The organism is Rathayibacter sp. AY1G1, from assembly GCF_002932095.1.
Taxonomy (GTDB): domain Bacteria; phylum Actinomycetota; class Actinomycetes; order Actinomycetales; family Microbacteriaceae; genus Rathayibacter.
The window spans coordinates 80,759-106,205 of record NZ_PSUZ01000006.1 but is presented as its reverse complement, the minus strand read 5'-3'; the positions used below and the strand labels follow the sequence as shown (position 1 = coordinate 106,205).

The following is a 25,447-nucleotide window of genomic DNA, read 5'->3' as shown; positions in this document are numbered from 1 at the left end:
CAGAACGCGCCCCGTCACGAAGCCGACCGCGCCACACACGATCCACACCATCCCCGCGAGCACCGCCACCGAGGCGAACCAGCGATCCGCGTACCAGCGGATCGCTGTAGCCGAACGCCCCCCGCTCCTCAGAACGCACCCCGTCGAGAAGCCGACCGCGCCACGCCCGTCAGGGACGGGCGTGGAATCGACTACAGCACGTCGTCGCTCAGATCGATCGGGTTGCCGAAGCGGTGGTTCGTGATCGAGATCGCCTGCTCGCGGAGGAAGGGCAGCAGTTCGACGCGGCCGGCGGGGGTGACCGGGTCGGCGTAGACGGCGGTGTCGAGGGCGCCGCCGAGGGCTTCGGCGAGGGCGGTCGCGAGGGGGACGCGGGATCCGTCGGCGCGGGTGAGCGGGACCGGCGTGCCCGTGCTGCCGCGGGTCATGCCGGCGACGACGTCGGTGAAGGAGCCGGTCGAGTCGGACGATCGGCGGACGACGGCCTGCTGTCCGTGCGTCGGGCTGCCGGGGGCCTGCGGGCCCGCATAGCCGTCGACGCGGTCGGAGACGATGTCGCCGATGATGCGGATGCGCGGCGCCGTGATGCGGCCGGCCGCGGCGCGCTCGAGCCACTGGGCGTCGGTCTCGACGACGATGCGCGGGACGAGGCCCGCCATCTCGGCGAGCTCGTCGCCGCCGAGCATCTCCTGGACCCGCGGCGGGAGCGGGAGGGACGTGGAGATGTCCATCCGGGAGCGGGTCAGCAGGCCCGCGGCGATGACGCGGAGGAGCTCTCCGAGGTCGCCGCCGTCGGCCAGGCGCAGCGCGATCGGCACGCGGAGGTAGCGGAACAGGTTCCGCTCGACGCCGACCTTCGAGATGTCGGTGACGACGCCGAACTCGGTCGCCCAGGCGAGCTGGTCGGAGAGGGCGGAGCGGCGGAGCAGGTCGAACTGCTCGAACCGGAGCGAGGACTGGGCCGCCTCGATGAACTGGCGCGCGCGGTCGTCGAGGCCGCGCAGGTGCAGCGTCGAGGAGGAGCGCGCGGGCGAGGGCTTCCAGGAGCCGAGGCCGATGAGGTGGTTGGGTCCGCCCGCCTTCGCGCCGCCGCCGACGGACGAGCGCTTCCAGCCGCCGAAGGGCTGGCGCCGGACGATGGCTCCGGTGATGCCCCGGTTGACGTAGAGGTTGCCCGCCTCGACCGAGTCGATCCAGAGGGCGAGCTCGTCGGCGTGCAGGGAGTGGAGCCCGGCCGTGAGCCCGTACTCGGTGCCGTTCTGCATCCGGACGGCGTCCTCGAGGGTCGCCGCGTGCATGATCCCGAGCACCGGGCCGAAGAACTCGGTGAGGTGGACGTAGCTGTCCTCGGTGACGCCCTCGCGGATCCCGGGCGACCAGAGCGTGCCGCTCTCGTCGAGCCGCTGCGGCTCGACGAGCCACGACTCGCCTCCGCCCAGCGTGGTGAGCGCGTGCAGGAGCTTGCCGGTGGGCTCCTCGATGAGCGGCCCCATCACCGCCGACGGGTCGTCGGGCCGGCCGACGCGGAGCGACGTGACGGCGTCGACCAGCTGGGCGCGGAAGCGCTTGGAGCGGGCGACCGAGCCGACCAAGATCACCAGGGAGGCGGCGGAGCACTTCTGGCCGGCGTGCCCGAAGGCGCTGCGGACGATGTCGGCGACGGCGAGGTCGTAGTCGGCGTGGGGAGTGACGATGATCGCGTTCTTGCCGCTGGTCTCGGCCTGCAGTGCGAGGCCGGGCCGCCAGGAGCGGAAGAGGCGGGCGGTCTCGTAGGAGCCGGTGAGCAGCACGCGGTCCACGAGGGGGTCGGTGATCAGCGCCCGTCCCAGCTCCTCCTCGTCGAGGTCGACCAGGGCGAGGAGCTCCTGCGGGACGCCCGCGTCCCAGAGCGCCTCGACGAGCACAGCCGCCGAGCGGCGGGCCTGGGGCGCCGGCTTCACCACGACTCCGGAGCCGGCGGCGAGCGCCGCGAGGATCGATCCGGCCGGGATGGCGACCGGGAAGTTCCACGGCGGAGCGACGACGGTGACCCGCGCGGGGACGAAGGTGGCCCCGGTGACGGCGTCGAGCTCGCGGGCGCGGGTGGCGTAGTAGTGGGCGAAGTCGATGGCCTCGGAGACCTCGGGGTCGGCCTCGGCGATCGTCTTGCCGGTCTCGGAGGCCATCACCTCGATCAGGCGGTCGCGGTTCGCGGCGAGGACGAGGCCGGCGCGGTCGAGCACGGCCGCTCGGTCGTAGCCCAGGCGCTCGCCCCAGCGCTCCGCGCGGCGGGACACCGCGCGCAGCACCTCCTGGAGCTCCGCCTCGGTGCTCACGCGCGCGGCGTCGGCCGTGCCCGCTCCGATGGTCGAGCCGGCGATGCGCTCGGTGATCAGGCGCGCCCAGCGGCGGTTGCCGGGGAGGGCGGGGTCGGTGTCGGGCTCGTTGTGGAAGCCCGCGGTCGCGGCGGCGGCACCGGAGCCGCGGCTGAGGCCGAGGACGGCCTGCGTCAGGCCCGCGGCGGCCGGGTCCTGCGCCCGCTCGCCGGCGCGGGCGTGCTCCTGCACGAGGCGGCGGCCGGAGCCGGAGGACCACTCCCGCAGGCGGTCCTGCGTGCGGTTCGGCGGCGGGACGGAGTCGTCGAGGGCCTCGAGCGAGGCGCGGAAGCGGCCGAGCTCCCGCTGCAGCACCTCCTCGTCGTCGAGGCGGAACGCGGCCGAGAGGAAGTTCTCGGGGCTGCTGTTCTCCTCGAGCCGGCGGATGAGGTACGAGATGGCCACGTCGAACTCGTGCGGGTGCACGACGGGCGTGTAGAGGAGGAGGCGTCCCACGTCCTCGCGGACGGCGCGCGCCTGCCCGGTCGCCATCCCGAGCAGCATCTCGATCTCGACCGCGCCGGTCACCCCGCGCTCGGTCGCCGTGAGCCACGCCCAGGCGAGGTCGAAGAGGTTGTGCCCGGCGACGCCCACGCGCACCGCGTCGACGCGCTCCGGCCGCAGTGCCCGGTCGAGCAGGCGCTTGTAGTTCGTGTCGGCCTCCACCTTGCTGCCGACCGTCGCGAGCGGCCAGTCGTGCAGGGCCGCGTCGACCCGCTCCATCGCGAGGTTCGCGCCCTTCACGACGCGCACCTTGATCGGGGCTCCGCCGCGGGCCCGGCGCTCCTGCGCCCACCCGGTCAGCTCGTCGAGCACGCGGACGGAGTCGGGCAGGTAGGCCTGCAGGACGATGCCCGCCTCGAGGTCGAGCATGCCCGGCTGCTCGAGGAGGCGCCGGAACACGGCGACCGTCAGGTCGAGGTCGCGGTACTCCTCCATGTCGAGGTTGATGAAGGTGGGGTCGGCTCCGGACGCGGCGGCCTGGTAGAGCGGGGTGAGACGCTCCACGACGCGGTCGACCTCCTCCTCGAAGGCCCACATCGACAGCTGGCTGACGACGCTCGAGACCTTGACGCTGACGTAGTCGACGTCCGGCCGCTCGAGCAGGCGGAGGGTCCCCTCGAGGCGGCGGCGGGCCTCGCGCTCGCCGAGCACGGCCTCGCCGAGGAGGTTGAGGTTGAGCCGGTCGCCGCCCTCGCGCAGCGCGGCGACGGCCGCACCGAGACGCGCCTCCGAGGCGTCGACCACGAGGTGCCCGACGAGGCGGCGGAGGACCCGGCGGGCCGCGGGCACGACCACCCAGGGCAGCACGGGGCCGACGGCGCCGCCGGTGCTGATCGCGGCGCGCAGGTAGGAGGGGAGGAAGGCGGGCGTCTTCGCGGTGAGCGCCGCGAGGTTCTCGGCCGCGACCGAGAGGTCCTCGGGCCGGGCGACGCCGTCGACGAACCCGACGGTGAAGTCGAGTCCGTTCGGGTCCTGGAGCACGCCCGCGAGCCGCTGGGCGGCGGGCTCGACCGGGAACTCGCCGCTGCGCGCGATCCAGCGGCGGACCAGGGACTCGACGCGCTCGATCATCGGGCGGTCGTCGACCTCGGGCTCGGCGGCGGCGGGCGCGGCGTGCTCCGACTCCGACGCGGCGTCGGGCCCGCGCAGGACCTCGTCCTCAGCGTCGCGCACGACCTCGTCCTCGGCATCGGGCTCGCTCACGGCCTCGTCCTGAGCGTCGCGCACGACCTCGTCCTCGTCCTGGATCTCGGACTCGCGCACGGGCTCGTCCTCAGCGTCGGACTCCTGCGCGTCCTGAGGCTCGGCCACGTCCTCGGACGCGGACTCCGGCGCCGGCACGACCTCGGCCCCGCTCACGGAGTCGCGCGCCTCACCTGCCTCGACCTCGTCGTCCGACCCCGTGCCGCCCTCCGGCGTCCGACCACCGATCGTCGCGTCGACCCCGCTCCGCACGGCCGCGTCGTCGGGCTCGCGCTCCGGGTCGCTGCCGGGCACACCTGGGGTCGTCGACTGCTGCATCCTCCGAGGCTAAGCCCGACCCGCCGCCCGGACGCGGCGTGACGCGGTGGTCGCGCCGACTCGCCCGCGAGCCGCCCCTGTGGAGGAGCGGATCAGTGCCGGCGGTGGTCCTGGATGGTCATCCGCGGGCCGTGCCGCGGCTTCCTCGCTCCGCTGCAGCCGATCAGCCGGATGACCCGCTGCCGGTGCCCGCGCCACGGCTCGAGGAGCTCGAGCATGCCGTCGTCGTCGACCCCGAGCCGGCCCGTGAGCGCGAAGCCGACGGCCGCGGCCAGGTGGTAGTCGCCCACGCTGACCGCGTCCGGATCTCCGTGGGCGCGCATCATCACCTCGGACGCCGTCCACGGCCCGATCCCCGGCACCGACTGCAGCCGGCGGGCGACCTCGTCGCCGCCCCGCCCGAGCGCGAGGGTCCGCTCGAGGCCGGAGGCGACAAGCGCGGCGGTGAGGACGGTCCGCGAGCGCCGCGGATCCACTCCCGCGCGGTGCCAGTCCCACGAGGGCACGCGCCGCCACTGCTGCGCGCTCGGAGCCACGTGCAGAGCGACCGGCCCCGGGGCGGGCTCCCCGTGGAGGCGCACCAGCACCCGGTAGGCGCGCCACGCCTCCGTGCTCGTGACCTTCTGCTCGAGGACCGACGGCGCGAGCATCTCGAACACCAGGTTCGCGCGCGTGAGGCGCAGGCCCGACGAGCGGCGGAGCACCTCGGCGAGCGGCGCGTGGGCCGACAGGTCGAGCCCGCTCCAGTCGTCGCCGTGGCCGAGGAGCTCGGGGACCGCGTCGATCAGCCACTCCGCTCCCCCGCCCCAGGCGCGCGCGTGGACCGCGCCGTCCACCGCCTGCCGCAGATGCAGGGTGCCCGGGCCGAGCGGCGTGCGGAACGCCCGCCAGAAGCCGGACGCGTCGAGGAGCATGGTCGGGTCGCCCGAGCCCCGCAGCAGCGTGCGGAGGGTGAGCGCGAGGCTCACCGGCTCCGCCGGCGCGTAGACCGTCGCCCAGGCGGGCTCCGGAGCAGGGGCGGGGATCGACACGCAGTGATGGTAACCGGCGGCTCCGACACCGGATCGGACGCTCCTCCACAGAACCCCCATCCACGACGTGTTCGGAGCGACACGCCCGGCGGATTGGTTCAGACGGCGTGAACACATGCGCGGATCCGATCGCCCGTTTCCACTGGTCAGCAGGTCGATCCCGGGCGTAGCTTCGCGCTGTCGCGGCGGCGCTCCAGCCGCCCGGCACCCGCCTATCACTGGAGATGCGCACATGTTCGACACGACCTTCATCCGCAACGCGATCGTCAAGAGCTCTGAGACCGCTCTCGACCGTCGCCGCTTCTTCGAGGCCACCGGCGTCGCCGGCCTCGGCATCGGAGCCGCGGCCCTCGCCGCGCCCACCGCCTCCGCCGAGGAGGTCGCTGCCAGCGGCCCCAGCGACGCCTCGATCCTCAACTTCGCCCTCAACCTCGAGTACCTCGAGGCCGAGTTCTACCTCCGCGCCGTCTACGGCACCGGCCTCGGCGGCTCGGACGTGACCGGCAAGGGCACGCCCGGCGGCGTCATCGGCGGCCGCCCCGTCGACTTCAAGACCCCGTGGCTGAAGAGCTTCGCCACCGAGGTCGCGAACGACGAGAAGGCCCACGTGCAGTTCCTGCGGGCCGCGCTGGGCACCGCGAAGGTGGCCCGCCCGGCGATCAACCTGAAGGACAGCTTCAACTCCGCCGCCGTTGCGGCGGGGCTGATCAAGGCCGGTCAGTCGTTCGACCCGTTCGCGAGCGAGTCGAACTTCCTGCTCGGCGCCTTCGTCTTCGAGGACGTGGGAGTGACCGCCTACAAGGGCGCCGCCCCGCTCATCCAGTCGAAGACCTACCTCGACGCGGCCGCCGGCATCCTCGCGGTGGAGGCGTACCACGCGGGCGCGATCCGCTCGGCGATCTACGCCGCCGACCTGTCCGACTCGGCGAACAAGCTCTCCGACGCGCGCGACAGCCTCGACGGCAAGACCGACCTCGACCAGGGCGTCAAGGTCAACGGCCAGGCGAACATCGTCCCGACCGACGGCAGCTCCATCGCGTTCAGCCGCACCCCGGGCCAGGTCCTCAACATCGTGTACCTGAACCCCGCGGCCGGCACGCGCACCGGCGGATTCTTCCCCCGCGGCGTCAACGGCGAGCTCGTCACGACCTAGTCCCACCAGCACAGAGCACGACGACGGGCCCTTCCTCGAGGCGGCGAGGAGGGGCCCGTCGTCGTCCGCGTGCACATCCGTTCACCGGGTCCTCTAACCTGAGCGGGTGAAGATCGGGATCCTGACCTCCGGTGGCGACTGCCCCGGCCTCAACGCCGTCATCCGCGGTGCCGTCTACAAGGGCATCAAGGTCTACGACCAGGAGTTCGTGGGCTTCCGGAACGGCTGGCGCGGAGTGGTCGACGGCGACCTCCTGCCCCTGGGCCGCCCCGAGATCCAGGGCATCGCCAAGCAGGGCGGCACGATCATCGGCACCAGCCGGACGAACCCCTTCGAGGGCGAGAACGGCGGCCCCGAGAAGATCGCCGAGATGATGGACCGCAACGGCATCGACTCGATCATCGCGATCGGCGGCGAGGGCACCCTGGCCGCGGCCAAGCGCCTCACGGACGCGGGCCTCAAGATCGTCGGCGTCCCGAAGACCATCGACAACGACCTCGGCGCCACCGACTACACCTTCGGCTTCGACACGGCCGTCGGCATCGCGACCGACGCGATGGACCGCCTCCGCACCACCGGCGACTCGCACGGCCGCTGCATGGTCGCCGAGGTCATGGGCCGCCACGTCGGCTGGATCGCCCTGCACTCCGGCATGGCCGCGGGCGCCCACGTCATCCTCATCCCGGAGAAGCGCACCTCCCTCGACCAGATCGTCGAGTGGGTGCAGAGCGCGCAGGACCGCGGGCGCGCACCGCTCGTCGTGGTCGCCGAGGGCTTCTCGCTCGACACGATGGACGACGCCCACTCCGAGCGCGGCCTCGACGCCTTCGGCCGGCCCCGCCTCGGCGGCATCGGCGAGCTGCTGGCTCCGCTCATCGAGGAGCGCACCGGCATCGAGACCCGCGCCACCACGCTCGGCCACATCCAGCGCGGAGGCACGCCCACCGCGTTCGACCGCGTCCTCGCAACCCGCCTGGGCATGGCCGCCATCGACTCCGTCGTCGCCGAGCACTGGGGCCGCATGGTCGCCCTGCGCGGCACCGACATCTACCACGTGGCCTTCGCCGAGGCGCTCGGCACCCTCAAGACGGTGCCGGACGCCCGCTACGAGGAGGCGCGCACCCTCTTCGGGTAGCGCGCGCTCCCCGCGGAGCGGTCAGTCCTTCGCGCCGTCCGGCGTCGCCGTGGCGACGATCTGCGCCCGCGCTAGGGTGTGGAAGTGCGCGTTGAAGCCGAGGATCGCCGGCGTCGACTCCGGGTCGAGGTCGAGCGACTCGACATCGAGGGCGTGCACCACGAAGAAGTAGCGGTGCTCGCGGTCCGGCGGCGCCGCTCCGACGAACTGGCGCAGCCGCATCTCGTTGGGCAGCGTCTGCGCGCCCGCCGGGAGCAGCTCGAAGCCGGCGGCTCCGGCTCCCGTCGGGAGCTCCGTGGTGTCGGCCGGGAGGTTGTAGACGGCCCAGTGCCAGAAGCCGGAGCCGGTGGGCGCGTCGGGGTCGAACACCGTCACGGCGAAGCTCTTCGTCTCGGCGGGGGCTCCCGACCAGCGCAGGTGCGGCGAGACGTCCTCGCCGCCGGAGCCCTCGCCGTAGTGGCGGGCGGACAGGGGCGCACCGTCGGCGATGTCGTCGCTCTCGAGCGCGAAGGTCGGCACCTCGCCGAGGCGGGCGTAGGGGTCGTAGGTCCAGTCGGACATCCGGTTTCTCCGTTCGGGAAGGGCGGGCGGGGGCCCGCGCCCTCAGCCTAGGAACCCGGCGGTGCGCGCCGAAGGGCTTGCGGAGGGGGTCAGGACCCGAGATAGCGCCCGGGCCGGTGGTTGAACGCCAGGACCAGGTTGAGCACCACCACTCCCGCCGCCGAGATCAGCACGTTCAGCGGAGGCACCACCAGCAGCGCGGCCGCGACCACGCACGCGTCGAGCGCCATCATCACGTAGCCCGCCCGCCAGCCGAGCCGCTCCTGCGCGATCAGGGCGACGATGCTGAATCCGCCCAGGCTCGACCCGTGCCGGAAGAGGATCAGGAGGCCGATCCCCGCGAGCACGTCGCCCGTGAGGACGCCGTAGACGGGCTCGATCCGCAGCTCGCCGAACGCCAGCGGGTGCAGGCCCGCCAGGACCGAGACCAGCACGATCGAGAACATGGTCCGCAGCGTGAAGCGCCAGCCCTTCTTCCACAGCGAGAGGGCGAGGAACGGCACGTTGACCGTGACGAGGATCACGCCGAACGGGATGTCGAGCGGGTACCCCAGCAGCAGTGCGAGACCCGCGGTGCCGCCCGTGACCGCCTGGCTCGCGCGCAGCAGGTAGAGGCCGAGCGACACGACGAACGCACCGGTGACGAGACCGAAGACGTCCTCGAGGCGGGAGTGCGGCACGGGGGCGGAGGCGTCGGGCACCCGACGATGCTGCCACACGCCGCGCCCCGGTCCGGACGTCCTCGTAGGATGTGCCGGTGCTGCCGAAGATCCTGCTGTTCTACCGCTTCGTGCCGCTGGCCGACCCCGAGTCCGTGCGGCTGTGGCAGCGCGAGCTGTGCGAGTCGCTGGGCCTGCGCGGGCGCCTGCTGATCTCGGAGCACGGGGTGAACGGCACGCTGGGCGGCGGGATGGACGCCCTGAAGCGCTACGTCCGCCGCACCCGTGAGCACTCGGCATTCCACGGACTCGAGGTGAAGTGGAGCGACGGCTCCGGCCTCGACGACGACGGCCGCAGCCTCGACTTCCCCGGTCTCTCGGTGAAGGTGCGCGACGAGATCGTCTCGTTCGGCGCGCCCGACGAGCTGCGGGTCGACGCCGACGGGGTCGTCGGGACGGCTCCGCGGCTCGACCCGGACCAGCTGGACGCCCTCGTCGCCGAGCGCGACGACGTGGTGCTCTTCGACGGCCGCAACGCCTTCGAAGCCGAGATCGGCAGGTTCGAGGGGGCGATCGTGCCGGGGGTCTCCAGCACCCGCGAGTTCGTCGAGCAGCTCGACGCCGGCGTCTACGACCACCTCAAGGGCCGGCCCGTGGTCACGTACTGCACCGGCGGCATCCGCTGCGAGGTGCTGTCGAGCCTGATGACGGCGCGCGGCTTCGGCGAGGTGTACCAGCTCGACGGAGGCGTCGTCCGCTACGCCGAGGCGCGGCGCGACCGCGGTCTGTGGAAGGGGGCCCTGTACGTCTTCGACGGCCGCGGCTCCGTCTCCTTCTCCCCCGACGCCGAGGTGCTGGGCCGCTGCACCTCGTGCGCCGCGCCGACCAGCCGGATGCGCAACTGCACCGACCTCTCCTGCCGCGCCCAGCTCGTGGTCTGCGCCGACTGCGATGCGGCGGCCTGCGCCGCGCACGCGGGCCCTACGCTCGTGCCATGAGCATCGAAGCGCGCGGGCGCACCCTCGTCGACCTCCACACCGCCCCCGAGCTGCTGCAGGTGGTGAACGTCTGGGACGTGATCAGCGCGACCACGGTCGCCGCGCTCCCGGAGACCCGGGCGCTCGCGACCGCCAGCCACTCCATCGCGGCGGCGTTCGGCTACGAGGACGGCGAGCGGATCCCGCTGGAGCTGCACCTGGGCATGATCGAGCGCATCGTCGCCGCCGTCGAGGTCCCGGTCTCGGCCGACCTCGAGGCGGGCTACGGCGACGCCGGCGAGACGGTCCGCCGCGCGATCGGGATCGGCGTCGTGGGCGCGAACCTCGAGGACCAGGCGAAGCCGCTCCCGGAGGCGCTGCGAGCGGTCGAGAAGGCCGTCGCCGCGGCCGAGGAGGAGGCGGTGCCCTTCGCGCTCAACGCCCGCACGGATGTGCTCCTCCGCCACGGCGACCGCGACCGCGGCGAGGTCCTGGCCGACGCCGTCGAGCGCGGCCGCGCCTACCTCGACGCCGGCGCCACCTGCTTCTTCGTCCCCGGGCTGCTCCAGGACGCCGAGCTGGAGTCCCTCGTCGCCGCCCTCGGGCGGCAGCGCGTCAGCGTCATCGGCGTCTCCGGATCGCAGTCCCCCGCCCGCTTCGAGGAGCTCGGGCTGGCCCGCGTCTCCTACGGTCCGTGGACGCAGCGCGTCGCCCTGACGGCGCTCCAGGACGCGGCCTCCGCCCTCTACTCCGGCGGATCGCTCCCCGAGGGCACCCGGCCCCTGAACTGACCGCCCGGCCGCGGGCCCGCGGGCGTAGCGTGGGCCCATGTACCGAGCCATCGTCGTCGAGCGGCACTCCGACTCCGACACCGACACCCCCAACCGAGCCCGCCTCCTCGAGCGGGACGATCCCGACCGCTCGCACGGCGACGTGTCGATCGCCGTCGAGTACTCGAGCGTCAACTACAAGGACGCCCTGGCGCTGGCGGGGCGGCCCGGGATCGTTCGCCGCACCCCGCTCGTCGCCGGCATCGACCTGGTCGGCACCGTGGAGTACGCGGACGGCGAGGCGGGCGAGCGCTTCGACTCCGGCGACCGGGTGGTGCTCAACGGCGCCGGCCTCGGCGAGCGCCACGACGGCGGGCTCGCCGAGCGGGCGCGTGTCGACTCCGCGTCGCTGCTCCGGCTGCCCGGCGCCATCTCGGCGGCACGGGCCGGAGCGATCGGCACCGCGGGCTTCACGGCGATGCTGGCCGTGCTGGCGCTCGAGCGGCACGGCGTGCGGCCGGGCAGCGGTCCCGTCCTGGTGACGGGGGCCTCGGGAGGCGTGGGGTCGCTCGCCGTCGCGCTCCTGGCGCGCCTCGGCCACGAGGTCGTCGCCTCGACCGGCCGGCTCGGCGAGCACGGCGCTCTGCTCCAGCGCTTGGGCGCCTCCGACGTCATCGACCGCGCCGAGCTGCAGGAGGGCGGGAAGCCGCTGCAGTCCGAGCGCTGGGCGGGAGCGGTGGACTCCGCCGGCTCGCACACGCTCGCGAACGCCCTCGCGCAGACGCGGTGGGGCGGCACCGTGGCGGCGTGCGGTCTCGCGCAGGGCCCGGACCTGCCTGTGAGCGTGATGCCGTTCATCCTGCGCGGAGTGACGCTGGCCGGCATCAACTCGGTGGAGGCGCCGCGCAAGCTCCGCGAGGAGGCCTGGCGCCGCCTCGCCCACGACCTCGACCTGGAGCTGCTCGACGAGCTGACGACGACGGTGCCGCTCGGCGGGGCGGTCGACGCGGCCGAGGACGTGCTCGCCGGCCGCTCGCACGGTCGGACGCTGGTGGACGTCCGCGCCTGAGTGCACGGCGTCGCCGGAGGGCGTCCGCCCGCCTCGAGCGTGGAGGAGGGGGCGCCCCGGCCGGCGCTGCGGGGCGGCTGCTCGTGCGGCGGTGCGCTACTCCGCAGCCTCGGTGGCGCCGCTCGGCTCGGCCGACGCGTGACCGACGGAGGAGTCGGGGCGCGCGGCGCGGGGCTTCGCCGGCGTGCGGGGCTTCGGCGCGGGCTTCGCGGCCGGAGCCGGCTTCGCGGGGGCGGGCTCGGCGGACTCGGATCCGGCGGGCTTCGGCTCGGCGGGCTTCGATCCCGCGGACTTCGGCTCCGCGGGCTTCGGCTCCGCGGGCTTCGGCTCGGCGGGCTTCGGCTCCGCGGGCTTCGGCTCCGCGGGCTTCACCGGGGCTGCGGAATCGATCGGCTCGGAGCCGATGACGTCCACGGGCGCGGAACCCCCGGACCCGGCCGGCGTGCTCGCGGCGGTCCGAGCACTCGTCTTCGGAGCGGCCTTCGGCGTGGCCTTCGGGCTCTTCGGAGCGGCCCCCGCTGCTGACTCCGTCGGCGCCGCGACGTCCTCCGCGGCGCCGTCCGCCTCCGGAGCCGCGGTCGCCGCGGCCGCCGCGCTCCCGCCGCTCGCCGCCTCCTGACCCTCGACCACCGTCGCCGGACCCGCCGCTTCCGCGGCCACGGCCACGGCCGCGGCCTCCGCCGCCTTCGCCTTCGTCTTCGCGCGCTTCTCCGCGGCGGCCGCCTGTGCCCGCTCCGCCTGCTCGGCGACCTCGGGGACGATCACGAGGTCGTCGGTCTCGATCACGGGGATCGCCGCGGTCGTCGTCCCCAGCTGGAGGGCCGCGATCAGCTCGGGAGCGTGCTTGGTGCTCACGATCAGGCGGGAGTAGTCCTCGTCGACCAGGTCGATCACGACGGCCGAGGCGGTGCGCTTGATCAGCAGGAAGTCCTTGCCGCCGTGGAACTTCCACGTGCCGGCCGCGAGCGTGAGCGGCACCGCGGTGCCCGGCGCGCGGATGCCCCGGACCCAGATCCAGGGGTCCTCGGTGACCGTCGCCGAGCGGATGCTCGACCGGTCGACGACGACGTCGCTGCGGTGGAACGCGAGCAGTCGCTCGGCCGCGGTGAGGCGGAGTTCGAGGCGGTCGGGGAGCACGGTCACGACGGGCATGCCTCTAGTCTGCCCCGCCGCCCGCCGCCGGGTCAGCGCCGGATCGCACAACGATGCCCCGCCGCTCGCGTGGGTGGCAGCATGGTCGGATGCCGATGGGTCCGGACGAGGCGCGCCTCCTCGACGCGCTGCTGGCCGAGCGGCAGGCCGAGACGCGCGACGAGGCGGCCCGGCTCGAGGCCTCGCTGGCCGAGCTCCTGCGCGACCGTGCCGACGGCACCGCCGATGACGAGCACGACCCGGAGGGCACGCCGCTCTCGGCCGAGTGGTCGCGGATGGCCGGAGTCCGCGACGCTCTCGCCCGCACGGCGCGCGAGCTCGACGCCGCTCGCGCCCGCCTCGGCACCGGCGGCTACGGGGACTGCGCCTCGTGCGGCCGCCCGATCGGGGCCGCCCGCCTCGCCGCCCGGCCCACGGCCGAGCTCTGCATCGACTGCGCCCGTCTGGCGGAGTCGCGCATCCGCTGACGCCCCGCGAGGCGAGCCTGCGGCGCGCCCTCCGCCTGAAGGCCCCCACAGATCCCGGCGTGCGGAAACCCGGTTTCTCCTGCGAGCATTCACACCCGGTCGCGTCCCTCGAACAGGTCTGACGGACCACCCCCTCCCCCCCCTGCTCGAAAGGCACTCCTGCGATGACCGAGACGTCGACCGCCCGATCGACCGGCGCCCCTCCCACCCCCGACAAGCGCGCCTGGCGCTCGCTGATCGTCCTGCTCGCGGGCATGTTCATCGCCCTGCTCGACACGACGATCGTGAACGTGGCGCTGCCCACCATCCGCACCACGCTCGACGCCTCCGAGTCGACGCTCTCCTGGATCATCTCCGGCTACGCCCTCGCGTTCGGCCTCGCCCTCATCCCCGCCGGCCGCCTCGGCGACCGCTTCGGGCACAAGTGGGTCTTCGTCAGCGGCATCGCCCTCTTCACCGTCGCCAGCTTCGCGTGCGGACTGGCCGCGGACGACACCCAGCTCGTCATCGCCCGCATCGTGCAGGGCCTGGCGGGCGGCGTCTTCGTCCCGGCGGTCAACGCCTACATCCAGCTCCTCTTCCGCGGCCCCTCGCGCGGCAAGGCCTTCGCGGTGATGGGCGCGGTCCTCGGCGTCTCGTCGGCGCTCGGCCCGATCATCGGCGGCCTGATCATCCAGGCCTTCGGCGACGAGAACGGCTGGCGCCTGGTCTTCTGGGTGAACCTGCCCATCGGCGTCGCGACCCTGATCGCCGCCGCGGTCCTCCTCCCCGCCCGCCGCGACCTCGAGGCCGGCGACCGCGCCCCGAGCGGAGGCGTCGACTGGCTCGGCCTCGTGCTCGTCTCCGGCGGCCTGGTCGCCCTGCTCGTCCCGCTCATCCAGGGCGAGGACGAGGGGTGGCCGCTGTGGACCTTCCTCTCGATCGCCGGCGGAGTCCTGCTCCTCGCCGCGTTCGGCGCCTGGGAGGTCCTCCACGTCCGCCGCGGCCGCGCTCCCCTGGTGCCGCCGTCGCTGTTCCGCCACCCGGCCTTCACCGGAGGCGTGATCCTCGCGCTGGTCTACTTCGCGGCCTTCACGAGCATCTTCTTCACCATCTCGCTGCTCTGGCAGTCGGGCCTCGGCCACACCGCGCTCGAGTCGGGCCTGGTGTCGATCCCCTTCGCGATCGGCAGCATCATCAGCTCCTCGCAGAGCAACCGGATGACCGCGCGCCTGGGGCGCAACGTCCTGGTGATGGGCAGCGGACTGCTCGCCGTCGGGCTCGGCTGGGTCTGGCTGGTGCTGCTGACCGCGACCCCGGACTCGATCAGCAACTGGCAGCTCCTGCCGCCGCTGCTGATCGCGGGCCTCGGCAACGGCTTCTTCATCGCCCCGAACGTGCAGTTCATCGTCTCGACCGTCGACCCGCAGGACGCGGGCGCGGCGAGCGGCGTGATCTCGGCGATCCAGCGCATCGGCTCGGCCGTGGGCATCGCGGTCATCGGCAGCGTGCTGTTCGGGAGCCTCGTCATCACGGGTCCGGACACGGTCGCCTCGGGCTTCCTCGACGCCGCGGCTCCCGCGATGCTCCTGAGCACCCTGATGGCGGTCGCCGCTTTCGCGCTGGTGTTCGTTCTGCCGAAGTCGGTCTCGCGCCGGGGCTGAGGGCCCCTGCCCGGTCGCCGCACGCCGGCGGCCGGGCGCGCGGGACGTCCGCCGCCCGGAGATCCGGTGCGGCGGGCCCCCCGCCTGATCCGCGGGTGGCCCCGGAGCCTACGCCCGGGCGGCCGCCGCGGCCTTCGCCGCCGCCGGCAGCGCGTCCACGATGCGCCCGATCGCCGCGTCGTCGTGCGCGGCCGAGACGAACCAGGCCTCGTACACCGACGGCGGCAGCGAGACGCCCGCATCGAGCATCGCGTGGAAGAACGCCGGGTAGCGGAACGACTCCTGCGCCTGGACCTCGGCGTAGTCGCGCACCGGCCGGCCCAGGTCCGTGAACATGAAGCTGAAGAGGCTCCCGGCCGTCTGCACCGTGTGCGCGACGCCCTCGGCCGTCAGCGCCGCCGACACCTCGCGCTGGAGAGTCAGCGCCGTGGCGTCCAGCGAGGCGTAGACCGCGTCGTCGGCCAGCTGCAGCGTCCGGATGCCCGCGGCCACCGCGACCGGGTTCCCGGAGAGGGTGCCCGCCTGGTACACCGGCCCGAGCGGCGCCAGGTGATCCATGACGTCCGCACGGCCGCCGAGAGCCGCGACCGGCATCCCTCCGCCGATGACCTTGCCGAAGGTGTAGAGGTCGGCCCGGTACGGAGCCTCGGCGCCGCGGTTCTCGAGCCCCCACCAGCCGCCGGCGCTCACGCGGAAGCCGGTCAGCACCTCGTCCATGATCAGCAGCGATCCGTTCGCGTGCACGAGCTCGGCGAGGGCCGCGTTGAAGCCCGGGTCCGGAGCGACCACGCCCATGTTGGCGGCCGCGGCCTCGGTGATGACCGCCGCGATGTCGGCGCCACGCTCGGCCAGGACCGCGCGCACCGCCTCGAGGTCGTTGTACGGCAGCACGATCGTCTGGGCCGCGGTCGCGGCCGTGACGCCGGCGGAGGCGGGCAGCGAGAGGGTCGCGAGACCGGAGCCGGCATCGGCGAGCAGCCCGTCGGAGTGGCCGTGGTAGTGGCCGGAGAACTTGATCAGCAGGTCGCGGCCGGTGACGCCGCGGGCGAGGCGGATCGCCGTCATCGTCGCCTCGGTGCCGGTGGAGACCAGGCGGAGCTTCTCGATCGGCGAGACTCCCCCGGCCGTGATCCGCGCCTCGACCAGCTCGGCGAGATCCGTCTCGGCGGGAGTGGACGCGCCGAACGAGAGACCGCGGGCGGCCGCCTCCTGCACGGCCGCGACGACCTCGGGGTGCGCGTGCCCGAGGACGGCAGGGCCCCAGGAGCAGACGAGGTCGACGTACTCGCGCCCGTCCGCGTCCGTGATGTACGGGCCGGCGGCCGAGACCATGAAGCGCGGGGTCCCGCCGACCGAGCGGAACGCTCTGACGGGCGAGTTGACGCCTCCGGGGATCGCGTGCCGGGCACGCTCGTACAGGGTGTCGTTCGCCGAGGTGGTCACCCCTCCAGGGTACGCGCGCCGCCCGGCGCCCTCGCGCCGGAGAGGCGCTTTCGGACGAGATGCCGAGGCTCGCTCCCGGGAGGAGGAGGCGGTTATCTCAGCAGGTCGCGAGCGATCTCGACGGCCCAGTAGGTGAGAACCGCGTCGGCCCCCGCGCGGAGGATCCCCGTGACCGACTCCAGGATCGCCGGCTCGCGCGAGATCCAGCCGTTCGCGGCGGCGGCCTCGATCATCGCGTACTCCCCCGACACCTGGTACGCCCAGACCGGCACGTCCGAGACGGAGGCGACGTCCGAGAGCACGTCGAGGTAGCTCATGGCCGGCTTCACCATCACCACGTCGGCGCCCTCGGCGAGGTCGAGGGTCGCCTCGCGCAGGCCCTCGCGGCGGTTCGCCGGGTCCTGCTGGTAGGTGCGGCGATCGCCCTCGAGCGTGGACTGCACGGCCTCGCGGAACGGACCGTAGAAGCTGGAGGCGTACTTCGCCGAGTACGCGAGGATCGCGGTGTCCAGGTGCCCGGCGCCGTCGAGAGCGGCGCGGATCGCTCCGACCTGGCCGTCCATCATCCCCGAGAGCCCGAGCAGGTGGGAGCCGGCCTCGGCCTGGGCGAGCGCCATCTCCTCGTAGCGGAGGAGCGTGGCGTCGTTGTCGACGCGCCCGCGGTCGTCGAGGACACCGCAGTGGCCGTGGTCGGTGAACTCGTCCAGGCACAGGTCGGTCTGCACGACCAGCGCGTCGCCGACCTCCTCCACGACGACCCGCGTCGCGGCGTTGAGCACGCCGTCGGGGTCGGTCGCACCGGAGCCGACCGCGTCGCGCGTGGTCGGCACGCCGAACAGCATCACACCGCCGATCCCCGCCTCGGCCGCCTCCGTCACCGCTCCGCGGACGCTGTCCAGCGAGTGGTGCATCACCCCCGGCATCGACCCGATCGGCCGGGCCTCGGTGGTCCCCTCGGCCACGAAGAGGGGCAGGATCAGCTGCGCCGGGTGGATGCGCGTCTCCTGGACGAGACGGCGGAGTGCGGGGGTCGTGCGGAGGCGGCGCGGGCGGATGGCAGTCATGTCCTCCAGCGTAATCCCGCCCCGCCGAGCACCTCCCGGGAGCGCGGACGCCTCACCCCGTGGAGGTGCTCCGGACGCACGACATCAGCCGAGAGGCGGATCCCTGGCCTGCGGGGCGAGGCCCGCCCCTCCCGGCCGACGTCGCGCCGGGGAGGCGGCTCAGCGGGGAGCGCGCTCCGTGGCGACGGCGGCGACCGCGTCGATGAGGGAGGAGGCCGAGCGCTCGTCGGCGACGACGTCGACGCGCAGGCCGAAGGCGCGGGCGTCCTTCGCGGTCTGCGGGCCGATCGCGGCGACGAGGATCGACTCGGGCACCGGGCCGAGCTGCTTCTGGACCTGCTCCGCCACGCTGCCCGAGGTGACGAGGATCGCGTGCACGGCTCCGCCGGCGACATCCGCCACGACGCGCTCCTCCACCGGGACGCCGACCGTGCGGTAGGCGACCACGGAGCGCACGTCGTGCCCGATGCGGGTGAGGCCCTCGGTGAGCAGCGGCTTGGCGATCTCGGACCGCAGCGTCAGCACGCGCAGGGGGTGTCGGCCGCCGGTGGCCTCCTCCCACTCGGCCAGGAGGCCGCGGGCGGAGTTGTCCTCGGAGGGGACGAGGTCGACGGAGTACCCGGCGGCGACGAGCGCGGCCGCCGTGGTCTCGCCGACCGCCGCCACCTTGGTGCTCGCGGGCACGGTGGTGCGCAGGAGGGAGAGGACATCGACCGTGGTGGCGCTCGTGACGGTCATCCAGTCGAAGGCGCCGGCCTCGAGGTCGGCGAGGGCCTGCTCGAGCGCGGGGAAGTCGTCGGTCGGCGCGAAGTTGATCATCGGAGCGACGACGGGCGAGGCTCCCTTGGCTCGGAGAGCGGCGGCGACACCGTCCCCCCACGGGCCTCCGCGGGGGACGAGGATGCGCCACCCCTGCAACGGCTTCTCCCACTGGGAGTAGGCGGCGGGGACGATCACGAAGGGGCTCCCAGGGGTGCGAGTTCGGCGGCACCCGCACCGAGAAGCGCGTCAGCGAGCAGAGAGCCGCAACGGAACGCGGCTTCGACGACGGGCAGTTCGCGACCACCATACTGCGGATCCGCCCGGTGTCGACCACCGCCGACCGAACCGTTATCGACCGGCTCCGCGACCTCCCGTGCGAGGGACGCCGCGCCGTCGACGGCGAAGACCACGCCGTGCAGGACGACGCGGTCCTCCTCGACGACCGCGGAGGCCCCGATCGGAGCGGCGCACCCGGCCTCGAGGGAGGCGAGGAGCGACCGCTCGGCCGTGATCGCCGCGCGGGTCGGCACGTGCTCGACCGCTGCGAGAGCGGCGCGAAGCTCCTCCGACGGCTCCTCGTCGCGCACCTCGATGGCCAGCGCTCCCTGACCGGGGGCGTGCGGGGAGACGTCGAAGCCGAGCACCTCGGTGATGGCGTCGACCCGGCCGAGGCGGCGCAGGCCGGACAGGGCGAGCACGATCGCGTCCAGCGGCGAGTCGCTGCCGGGCAGCACCCTCCGGAGCCGGGTGTCGATGTTGCCGCGGATGTCCACGATCTCGAGGTCCGGACGGGCGGCCAGCAGCGCCGCGCGCCGGCGGGGCGAGCCCGTGCCCACGCGGGCTCCGACCGGCAGGGTCGCCAGGGTGAGCCCGTCGCGGGCGCAGAGCGCGTCGCGCGGGTCCTCCCGCTCGGGGACCGCTCCGAGCAGCAGGCCCTCCACCGGAGCGGTGGGCAGGTCCTTCAGCGAGTGCACGATCGCATCGCAGCGCCCGGCGAGCAGCGCGTCGCGCAGGGCGCTGACGAACACGCCGGTGCCGCCGAGGGAGGCGAGCGAGCCGCGCATGCGGTCGCCGTCCGACTCGATGCGCACCAGCTCCACGGGGACCCCCGCGGCGGCCGACATCAGATCGGCCGTCATCCGGGTCTGCGCCACCGCGAGCGCGCTCGCGCGGGTGCCGACTCTGATGCTCACGACAGACGACTCCTCATCACGGTGCGACTCCCGCCAGGGCGGGCTTGAACCCCGCTCGCACGTTCTCGCAGCAACCGGGGCGGCAGACGTCGTACCAGGGGCCGAGCGCCGTCATCGAGGGCCGGTCCTCGGTCGGCACGCCGTTGACGCGCTCGAGGACCAGGTCGATCAGGCCGGAGACGTAGACCGGGTCCGTGCCGGGGGTCGCGACGCGGAGCGCGACGAGTCCGTGCTCCTCCGAGGTCTCGAGGGCCTCGTTGTCGAGGTCCCACATGACCTCCATGTGGTCGGACACGAAGCCGAGCGGGACGATCAGCAGCGCGCGGCGGCCGCGGGCCGGCAGCTCCGCGATGGCGTCGTTGATGTCCGGCTCGAGCCAGGGCTGGGTGGGCGGGCCGGAGCGCGACTGGTAGACCAGCTGCCAGGGCACGTCCTCGTCCGTGGCGGCGGCCATGACGACCTCGGCGACGGCGAGGTGCTGCGCCTCGTAGGCACCGCCCGGTCCGAACTCGTGCACGTCGACGACGGTGCCGTCGTCGTGGCGTTCGTGGGGTCCGCTGCGCTCGGCGTCTGCCATGGGGATCGAGTGCGTCGAGAACAGCACCTCCACCTCGGACGTGACATCGAGGTCGGGCATCCGCTCGCGCAGCTCGTCGAGCCCGTCGTGGACGGCCTTGACGAACGGCATGACGAAGCCGGGGTGGTCGAAGAACTGGCGCACCTTGTCGATCCGCAGCTCGCCCTCGAGGCCGGTCGCGTCGAGCGCCGCCGCGTAGTCCTCGCGGTACTGCCTGCAGGACGAGAAGGAGGAGTACGCGCTGGTGGCGATGGCGAGCAGGTTGGTGAACCCGCGCTCCTTCGCCTCGGCGACGGCCTCGCTCATGTAGGGCGCCCAGTTGCGGTTGCCCCAGAGCACGGGGAGGTCGATGCCGCGGTTCGCGAGCTCGGCCTCGAGCGCCTTCTTCAACGCGCGGTTCTGCGCGTTGATCGGGCTGACGCCGCCGAAGTGGCGGTAGTGGTGGGCGACCTCCTCGAGGCGCTCCTCCGGGATGCCGCGGCCGCGGGTGACGTTGCGGAGGAACGGGATGACGTCGTCCTGCCCCTCGGGCCCGCCGAAGCCGGCGAGGAGGATCGCGTCGTACGCCACGGGGACCTCGACGTGCTCGGGGCCGGACGCCGCCGCGGGGGTGGCCCCGCGGACGAGGATCGGCTCGCTGGTCGTGTCGCTCATCGGAGCACCTCGGCGATCTGGTCGGCGTCGATGCGCCGTCCTGTGTAGAAGGGGACTTCCTCGCGCACGTGGCGGCGGGCCTCGGTGGCGCGCAGGTCGCGCATGAGGTCGACGAGGTTGACGAGCTCCTCGTCCTCGAGGGCGAGGATCCACTCGTAGTCGCCGAGCGAGAACGAGGCGACCGTGTTGGTCAGGACGGAGCGGAACCGCGAGCCCTGGCGCCCGTGCTGGGCGAGCATCGCGCGGCGCTCCTCCTCCGGGAGGATGTACCACTCGTAGGAGCGGACGAAGGGGTAGACCGTGAGCCAGCGGGCCGGCGCCTTCCCGCGCATGTAGGCGGGGAGGTGGTTCGAGCTGAACTCGGCGTCGCGGTGCACGCCCATCGCGTTCCACGTCGGCAGGAGGCCGACCAGCAGCTCCGTGCGCCGCAGCTCGCGGTAGGCCCGCTGCAGCTCCTCGGGCGCCGGGCCCGTGAGCCACAGCATGATGTCGGCGTCGGCGCGCAGGGCCGAGACGTCGTAGGTGCCGCGGACGGTCACGCCCTCGCCCTCGAGCTGGGCGACGAGGTGCTCGTACTGCTTCACCGCGGGATCCACGGCGTCGCTGGAGAGGGTGAACGGACGTGCGGGATCCCTGCGGAGAACCGCCCAGAGCGTGTATCCCAGGGCCTGATCGGAGTGATCCTGATCGGCGGGGGGCTGCGGCGCCGGAGCGGCGGCGCTCGTGTCGGGGGCGGACTGAACGGGACCCGCCGTGCCGGCGGTCTGATCGGTCATTGATCCATCATCCCTCCGCTCGTGCCGATGCACAAAAGCGGCGGGGGCTCTGGCGCCGGAGGGCCCGGGACGCTAGCACCCCGGGCCCTCCGGCACTCAGTCCTCGATGATCTGCTTCGCGACGCCCCAGACGACGAGGCCCACGGCGGCGGCGGCGCCGACCGCTCCGGCGATCAGCGCGGAGGGGTTCTGGCGGCGCACGACCTGGAGCTTGCGCTCGATCGTCCGCTGGGCGGTACGCACCTTGCGCGGCACGTTGACCTTGTACTCGATCGCGTCGAGGGTCGCGGCGAGCTCGGAGCGGGCGCGCTCGATGTCGGCCTTCAGCTGGCCGGGCTTCAGCTCCGCCGGGTCGACGAAGCGGGGCGTGGTGCTGCTGACGGATCGCTCAGTTGTCATAGCTGCCCACTCCCTTGAACGCCTGGACGTCCTTCTTGATGCTGTCGATCGAGTCCTGCGGCACCGGCGGCACGGCCTTCTTGATGGTGCGCACGCCGACGAGGGCGAGGATCACGGCCACCAGGAGGAAGAAGACCGTCACGATCAGCGCCGACAGCCAGGCCGGAAGCCAGGAGGCGATGCCGATGATCGCGAAGGCGACCAGCGTCGCCCACGCGGTCAGGAGGAGGAAGGCCGCAACCGCGAACAGGCCGACGGCCAGACCCGCGCTCTTCGCCTTGCCCGCCAGCTCGTTCTTCAGCGAGGCGACCTCGGCCTTGACGAGCTCGATCACGAGGCCGGGCAGGTCGCTGACCAGCTCTCCCAGTGATCGGGCGTTCTTGGGATTGCGTTCGTTCACCACGGGAGCTCCTCGAGGGTGGGACGTGCCGGCCGGCGCGCGCCTGGCACGGCCGGGGGGATGAGCACTAGGCCCTGCTGGTGGAGGTGGACGTCGTCGACCCGCCGGAGCCGGCCGACGCCGCGGCCTCATCGACCTTCGAGGCCGCCTTGCGGGCGGCGGCCGACGCCTCCGCGTCGCTCGCTCCCTGGGCCTTCCTGCCGCCGGACACGGCCTTGACGACCACCGAGCGCACGACCTCGTACGCCTTGTCCGAGACGCTGCTCAGCTGGGTCTTCGCAGCACCGCCGACGGCGCCCGCGACGTCCTGCACCGGCTGGGTCCGCCAGAAGCGGCCTGCCGCCGAGGCGATCTGCTCGTACCGCTTGCGGCCGGCGCGTGCTCCCAGCACGTACCCGGCTGCGGCTCCTGCCACGAAAAGAATCTTGCCCTTCACGCCTACTCCTCGTCCTGGGTCGCTCTCGCGATCGTCCACGCGGTCGGTGACCACTCGTGCCGGGGCACGCCGCGCGCTCGCGCGGATGCCTGGGCCTAAGAGTAGCCGTCGGCGTCGCGGGCGTCGCTCGGCAGCCCGACTCCTTGACGCACCAGTCGGCGCCGGATAAGGGCGGCCGTCTCGGCGGCGTGCGGGAGCACCGAGGCGAGGCCCGTGCCCGCGATCCAGGTGCCGGTCACGGCGACTCCCTCGATCGGGAGGAGCGCCTCGCGGAACGCCTCCAGGTGCGCACGGCGGCCCAGCGCCGCGGCGGGCCGGACGTTGGCCCAGCTCACCCGGGCGGAGTCGACGAGCGACGCCGGATCGAGGGCGAGTCCGAGCAGCGTCGAGGCGTCGAGCAGGGCGATCGCCGCCGCCTCGGCATCGGTGCGCCCCTCGAGCGGCGGGCGCTCGCCCGGGCGCCCGTAGGAGAGGCGCAGCACGTGGCGCCCGGGAGGGAGGGAGGCGGCCAGCCAGTCCCACTTCGCGGTCGCGTGCGTGATCGCCTTGGCCGTGACGTCGGTGGCGGTGGGCGCCACGAGCACACCGGAGCCGCGGGGGGCTGCGTCCAGGCGGGCGTCGTCGAGGACGAGGGTCACCAGCTCGACGGAGTCGTGGGGCGCCTCGTCGGCGCGCTCCGCGACGGCGGGGGCGAGGCCGGCCAGCAGCGCCCGGGCGTCGCGCTCCGGCGTCGAGACGATCACCGCTCGGGCGCTCAGAGTGCCGTCGGCGAGGGTCAGGACGAAGTCCCCGTCGGAGCCCTCGAGCCGCTGCACGGAGGCTCCGGTGCGGATCTCGCCGGAGAGGTAGTCGATCCGCTGGACCAGCGCGGCGACCAGGCGGTGCATCCCGCCCTCGAGCCCGCGGACCGCGACTCCGGCCGGGAGGTTCGCGCGGAGGGCGGCCACTGCCCGGGCGAGGGAGCCCGCGCGGGTGAGCGCGCCGTTCAGTCCGGGTGCGGCGAGGTCGACGTCGATGTCGTCCGGCCGGCTCGAGTAGACGCCGGAGACGACCGGCGCGACCAGGTCCTCGAGCACGCGCTCGCCCATCCGGGTGCGCACCAGCTCGGCGAGGGAGTGGGCGCGGCCGATGCGCAGCACCGGCATCAGGGTGTCGAGCCAGGCGCGCCAGGCGCCGCGGCGGCCGATTGCCCGCACGACGTCGGGGGCGAGCGGCGTGCCGGGGATGCCGAGGATGCCGGCCCGGGGCGACGGCACGGAGCGGCCGCCCGAGAGGTGCAGCCACGAGCCGTGCGTCCGCGGCTCGACGATCGACTCGGCGAGCGGGACGCCGTCGAGGGTCAGCGCGGCGAGCGCCCGCTCGACGTGGCCGCCCCGGGTGGCGAAGCTTTCGGCGCCCGCGTCGAGCAAAGCGCCGGCCAGCGCGAGCGGGGAGACCGAGCCCCCGACCCGCTCCCCCGCCTCGAGCACCACGACGCGCAGGCCGATGCGCAGGCACTCCGCGGCGGCGGCGAGCCCCGCCACTCCGCCGCCGACGACGGCGACGTCGTACGACGCCGCGTCGCGGGGGCGCTCCTCGCTCACGGCCGCCAGGCGTGCACGAACGCGACGAGGCGCGTGAGCACGTCGGGGTCGGTCTCGGGCGGCACGCCGTGGCCGAGGTTGAGCACGTGCGCGGGGGCGCTCAGGCCCCGGCGGAGCACGTCGTCGACGTGGGACTCGAGGACCTCCCACGGCGCGGTCAGCAGCGCCGGGTCGACGTTGCCCTGCACCGGCACGAAGCCGCCGAGGCGGTGGTTGGCCTCGTCGAGCGGGATCCGGTAGTCGACGCCGACCACGTCGGCGCCGATGCCGTGCATCGCTCCGAGCAGCTCGCCGGTGCCGACGCCGAAGTGCACGATCGGGACGTTGCGGCGCGTCTCCCCGTGGTCGAACGCCAGGTCGCGCACGTGGACGAGGGCGCGCGCGGAGGCGGGAGCGACGTGGGTCGTGTAGTCCGAGAGCGAGAGCGCCCCGGCCCAGGAGTCGAAGAGCTGCGCGGCGCTGGCCCCGGCGAGCACCTGCGCGCGGAGGAAGCGGCCGGTGACCTCGGCGGTCCACTCCATCAGCTGGGCCCAGGCGGCGGGGTCGGCGTGCATCATCGTCCGCGCGCGCAGGTGGTCCTTGGACGGGCCGCCCTCCACCAGGTAGGCGGCCAGGGTGAAGGGAGCGCCGGCGAAGCCGATGAGCGGGGTGTCGCCGAGGCCCGCGACGGTGCGGCGCACGCCCTCGCGGATGGGCTCGAGCGTCTCGTCGAGGACGGACGGGTCGATCGAGGCGAGCTCGGCGACGTCGGCGGCCGTGCGCACCGGCTTCTCGAGCACCGGACCGCGCCCGGGGACGATGTCGACGCCGACGCCCGCGAGCCGCAGCGGGATCACGATGTCGCTGAAGAAGATGGCCGCGTCCACTCCGTGGCGCCGCACCGGCTGCAGGGTGATCTCGCTCGCCAGCGCCGGGTCGAGGCAGGCGTCGAGCATCTTCGTGTCGGTGCGCAGGGCCCGGTACTCCGGGAGGCTGCGGCCGGCCTGGCGCATGAACCAGACGGGCGTCCTCTCGCCCCGCTCGGAGCGGTAGGCGCGCAGGAGCAGCGAGTCGGCCGTGCGGCCGGCGGAGAGGGGATGCAGCGGATCGAGCAGGCCTTCGGTGGGGGAGGTCACCGCGGCATTATTCCAGGCGCATCCGTGCATTCCTCCCCAGTCCGGGGAC

General features: G+C 73.8%; 23 protein-coding genes. 7 read left to right on the top strand and 16 right to left on the bottom strand.

Features of this window, described 5'->3' with window-relative positions:
* Nucleotides 1-191: 191 nt before the first annotated feature.
* Together C5C36_RS05035 and C5C36_RS05030 are read right to left on the bottom strand one after the other, a co-directional pair.
* On the bottom strand, nucleotides 192-3,929 hold the full coding sequence (locus tag C5C36_RS05035) for a proline dehydrogenase family protein (RefSeq protein ID WP_104260431.1): 3,738 nt from the start codon (nucleotides 3,927-3,929) through the stop codon (nucleotides 192-194).
* Between the two features lie 542 nt (nucleotides 3,930-4,471).
* Nucleotides 4,472-5,410, bottom strand: a complete 939-nt coding sequence (locus C5C36_RS05030) for a DNA-3-methyladenine glycosylase (RefSeq protein WP_258063215.1) — start codon at nucleotides 5,408-5,410, stop codon at nucleotides 4,472-4,474.
* Between the two features lie 232 nt (nucleotides 5,411-5,642).
* Between C5C36_RS05030 and C5C36_RS05025 the strand changes: the two genes are divergently transcribed.
* The gene (locus C5C36_RS05025) at nucleotides 5,643-6,563 is read left to right on the top strand and encodes a ferritin-like domain-containing protein (RefSeq protein WP_104222865.1); all 921 of its coding nucleotides are present in this window, start codon (nucleotides 5,643-5,645) and stop codon (nucleotides 6,561-6,563) included.
* Between the two features lie 106 nt (nucleotides 6,564-6,669).
* Nucleotides 6,670-7,698 carry a 6-phosphofructokinase gene (locus tag C5C36_RS05020; RefSeq protein ID WP_104246916.1) on the top strand — a complete coding sequence of 343 codons (1,029 nt, stop codon included), beginning with the start codon at nucleotides 6,670-6,672 and terminating at the stop codon, nucleotides 7,696-7,698.
* Between the two features lie 21 nt (nucleotides 7,699-7,719).
* On the opposite strand, the gene C5C36_RS05015 is transcribed toward C5C36_RS05020, so the two are convergent.
* Nucleotides 7,720-8,259, bottom strand: a complete 540-nt coding sequence (locus tag C5C36_RS05015; protein ID WP_104249897.1) for a YbhB/YbcL family Raf kinase inhibitor-like protein — start codon at nucleotides 8,257-8,259, stop codon at nucleotides 7,720-7,722.
* Nucleotides 8,260-8,348: 89 nt separating this feature from the next.
* Entirely contained in the window at nucleotides 8,349-8,960 is a 612-nt protein-coding gene (locus C5C36_RS05010; RefSeq protein WP_244230588.1) for a YitT family protein, read from the bottom strand.
* A 56-nt stretch (nucleotides 8,961-9,016) separates the two neighbouring features.
* On the opposite strand from C5C36_RS05010, the gene C5C36_RS05005 reads away from it, so the two are divergent.
* The 3 genes from C5C36_RS05005 to C5C36_RS04995 are packed head-to-tail and all read left to right on the top strand — an operon-like array spanning nucleotide 9,017 to nucleotide 11,734.
* The gene (locus C5C36_RS05005; RefSeq protein ID WP_104222869.1) at nucleotides 9,017-9,916 is read left to right on the top strand and encodes a rhodanese-related sulfurtransferase; all 900 of its coding nucleotides are present in this window, start codon (nucleotides 9,017-9,019) and stop codon (nucleotides 9,914-9,916) included.
* A complete protein-coding gene (locus C5C36_RS05000) occupies nucleotides 9,913-10,686 on the top strand; it encodes an isocitrate lyase/phosphoenolpyruvate mutase family protein (protein ID WP_104309360.1) in 774 nt (257 codons plus the stop codon). The genes C5C36_RS05005 and C5C36_RS05000 overlap by 4 nt, the downstream gene beginning before the upstream one ends.
* Nucleotides 10,687-10,723: 37 nt before the next feature.
* Nucleotides 10,724-11,734, top strand: coding sequence for an MDR family oxidoreductase (locus C5C36_RS04995; protein ID WP_104249899.1), 1,011 nt, complete (start codon nucleotides 10,724-10,726; stop codon nucleotides 11,732-11,734).
* Between the two features lie 96 nt (nucleotides 11,735-11,830).
* On the opposite strand, the gene C5C36_RS17995 is transcribed toward C5C36_RS04995, so the two are convergent.
* On the bottom strand, nucleotides 11,831-12,886 hold the full coding sequence (locus C5C36_RS17995) for a hypothetical protein (protein WP_258072198.1): 1,056 nt from the start codon (nucleotides 12,884-12,886) through the stop codon (nucleotides 11,831-11,833).
* Nucleotides 12,887-12,975: 89 nt separating this feature from the next.
* Between C5C36_RS17995 and C5C36_RS04985 the strand changes: the two genes are divergently transcribed.
* Both C5C36_RS04985 and C5C36_RS04980 read left to right on the top strand, forming a co-directional pair.
* A complete protein-coding gene (locus tag C5C36_RS04985) occupies nucleotides 12,976-13,353 on the top strand; it encodes a TraR/DksA C4-type zinc finger protein (protein WP_258072197.1) in 378 nt (125 codons plus the stop codon).
* Nucleotides 13,354-13,517: 164 nt separating this feature from the next.
* A complete protein-coding gene (locus C5C36_RS04980) occupies nucleotides 13,518-14,996 on the top strand; it encodes an MFS transporter (RefSeq protein WP_104309358.1) in 1,479 nt (492 codons plus the stop codon).
* A 108-nt stretch (nucleotides 14,997-15,104) separates the two neighbouring features.
* On the opposite strand, the gene hemL is transcribed toward C5C36_RS04980, so the two are convergent.
* The 11 genes from hemL to hemE form a co-directional block, all read right to left on the bottom strand.
* Nucleotides 15,105-16,439, bottom strand: coding sequence for a glutamate-1-semialdehyde 2,1-aminomutase (gene hemL, locus C5C36_RS04975; RefSeq protein WP_104246920.1), 1,335 nt, complete (start codon nucleotides 16,437-16,439; stop codon nucleotides 15,105-15,107).
* A gap of 92 nt (nucleotides 16,440-16,531) precedes the next feature.
* The gene (gene hemB, locus C5C36_RS04970; RefSeq protein ID WP_104287844.1) at nucleotides 16,532-17,503 is read right to left on the bottom strand and encodes a porphobilinogen synthase; all 972 of its coding nucleotides are present in this window, start codon (nucleotides 17,501-17,503) and stop codon (nucleotides 16,532-16,534) included.
* 159 nt (nucleotides 17,504-17,662) lie between these two features.
* Entirely contained in the window at nucleotides 17,663-18,457 is a 795-nt protein-coding gene (locus C5C36_RS04965) for a uroporphyrinogen-III synthase (RefSeq protein ID WP_104222950.1), read from the bottom strand.
* Nucleotides 18,457-19,458: a hydroxymethylbilane synthase gene (gene hemC / locus C5C36_RS04960; RefSeq protein ID WP_104273548.1), complete on the bottom strand. Its 1,002-nt coding sequence runs from the start codon at nucleotides 19,456-19,458 to the stop codon at nucleotides 18,457-18,459. The genes C5C36_RS04965 and hemC overlap by 1 nt, the downstream gene beginning before the upstream one ends.
* 16 nt (nucleotides 19,459-19,474) lie before the next feature.
* On the bottom strand, nucleotides 19,475-20,689 hold the full coding sequence (locus C5C36_RS04955; RefSeq protein WP_104226143.1) for a ferrochelatase: 1,215 nt from the start codon (nucleotides 20,687-20,689) through the stop codon (nucleotides 19,475-19,477).
* Nucleotides 20,686-21,465: a hydrogen peroxide-dependent heme synthase gene (gene hemQ / locus C5C36_RS04950; protein WP_104233087.1), complete on the bottom strand. Its 780-nt coding sequence runs from the start codon at nucleotides 21,463-21,465 to the stop codon at nucleotides 20,686-20,688. Before hemQ ends, C5C36_RS04955 begins: the two co-directional genes overlap by 4 nt.
* A 96-nt stretch (nucleotides 21,466-21,561) precedes the next feature.
* Nucleotides 21,562-21,864 carry a DUF3618 domain-containing protein gene (locus tag C5C36_RS04945; RefSeq protein ID WP_104222879.1) on the bottom strand — a complete coding sequence of 101 codons (303 nt, stop codon included), beginning with the start codon at nucleotides 21,862-21,864 and terminating at the stop codon, nucleotides 21,562-21,564.
* Nucleotides 21,854-22,264: a phage holin family protein gene (locus C5C36_RS04940; protein ID WP_244229489.1), complete on the bottom strand. Its 411-nt coding sequence runs from the start codon at nucleotides 22,262-22,264 to the stop codon at nucleotides 21,854-21,856. The genes C5C36_RS04945 and C5C36_RS04940 overlap by 11 nt, the downstream gene beginning before the upstream one ends.
* 67 nt (nucleotides 22,265-22,331) lie before the next feature.
* Nucleotides 22,332-22,679, bottom strand: a complete 348-nt coding sequence (locus tag C5C36_RS04935) for a YtxH domain-containing protein (protein ID WP_146076886.1) — start codon at nucleotides 22,677-22,679, stop codon at nucleotides 22,332-22,334.
* 116 nt (nucleotides 22,680-22,795) lie between these two features.
* A complete protein-coding gene (locus tag C5C36_RS04930; protein WP_258065386.1) occupies nucleotides 22,796-24,283 on the bottom strand; it encodes an NAD(P)/FAD-dependent oxidoreductase in 1,488 nt (495 codons plus the stop codon).
* Nucleotides 24,280-25,428, bottom strand: a complete 1,149-nt coding sequence (gene hemE / locus C5C36_RS04925; protein ID WP_104260413.1) for a uroporphyrinogen decarboxylase — start codon at nucleotides 25,426-25,428, stop codon at nucleotides 24,280-24,282. The genes C5C36_RS04930 and hemE overlap by 4 nt, the downstream gene beginning before the upstream one ends.
* Nucleotides 25,429-25,447 lie beyond the last annotated feature (19 nt).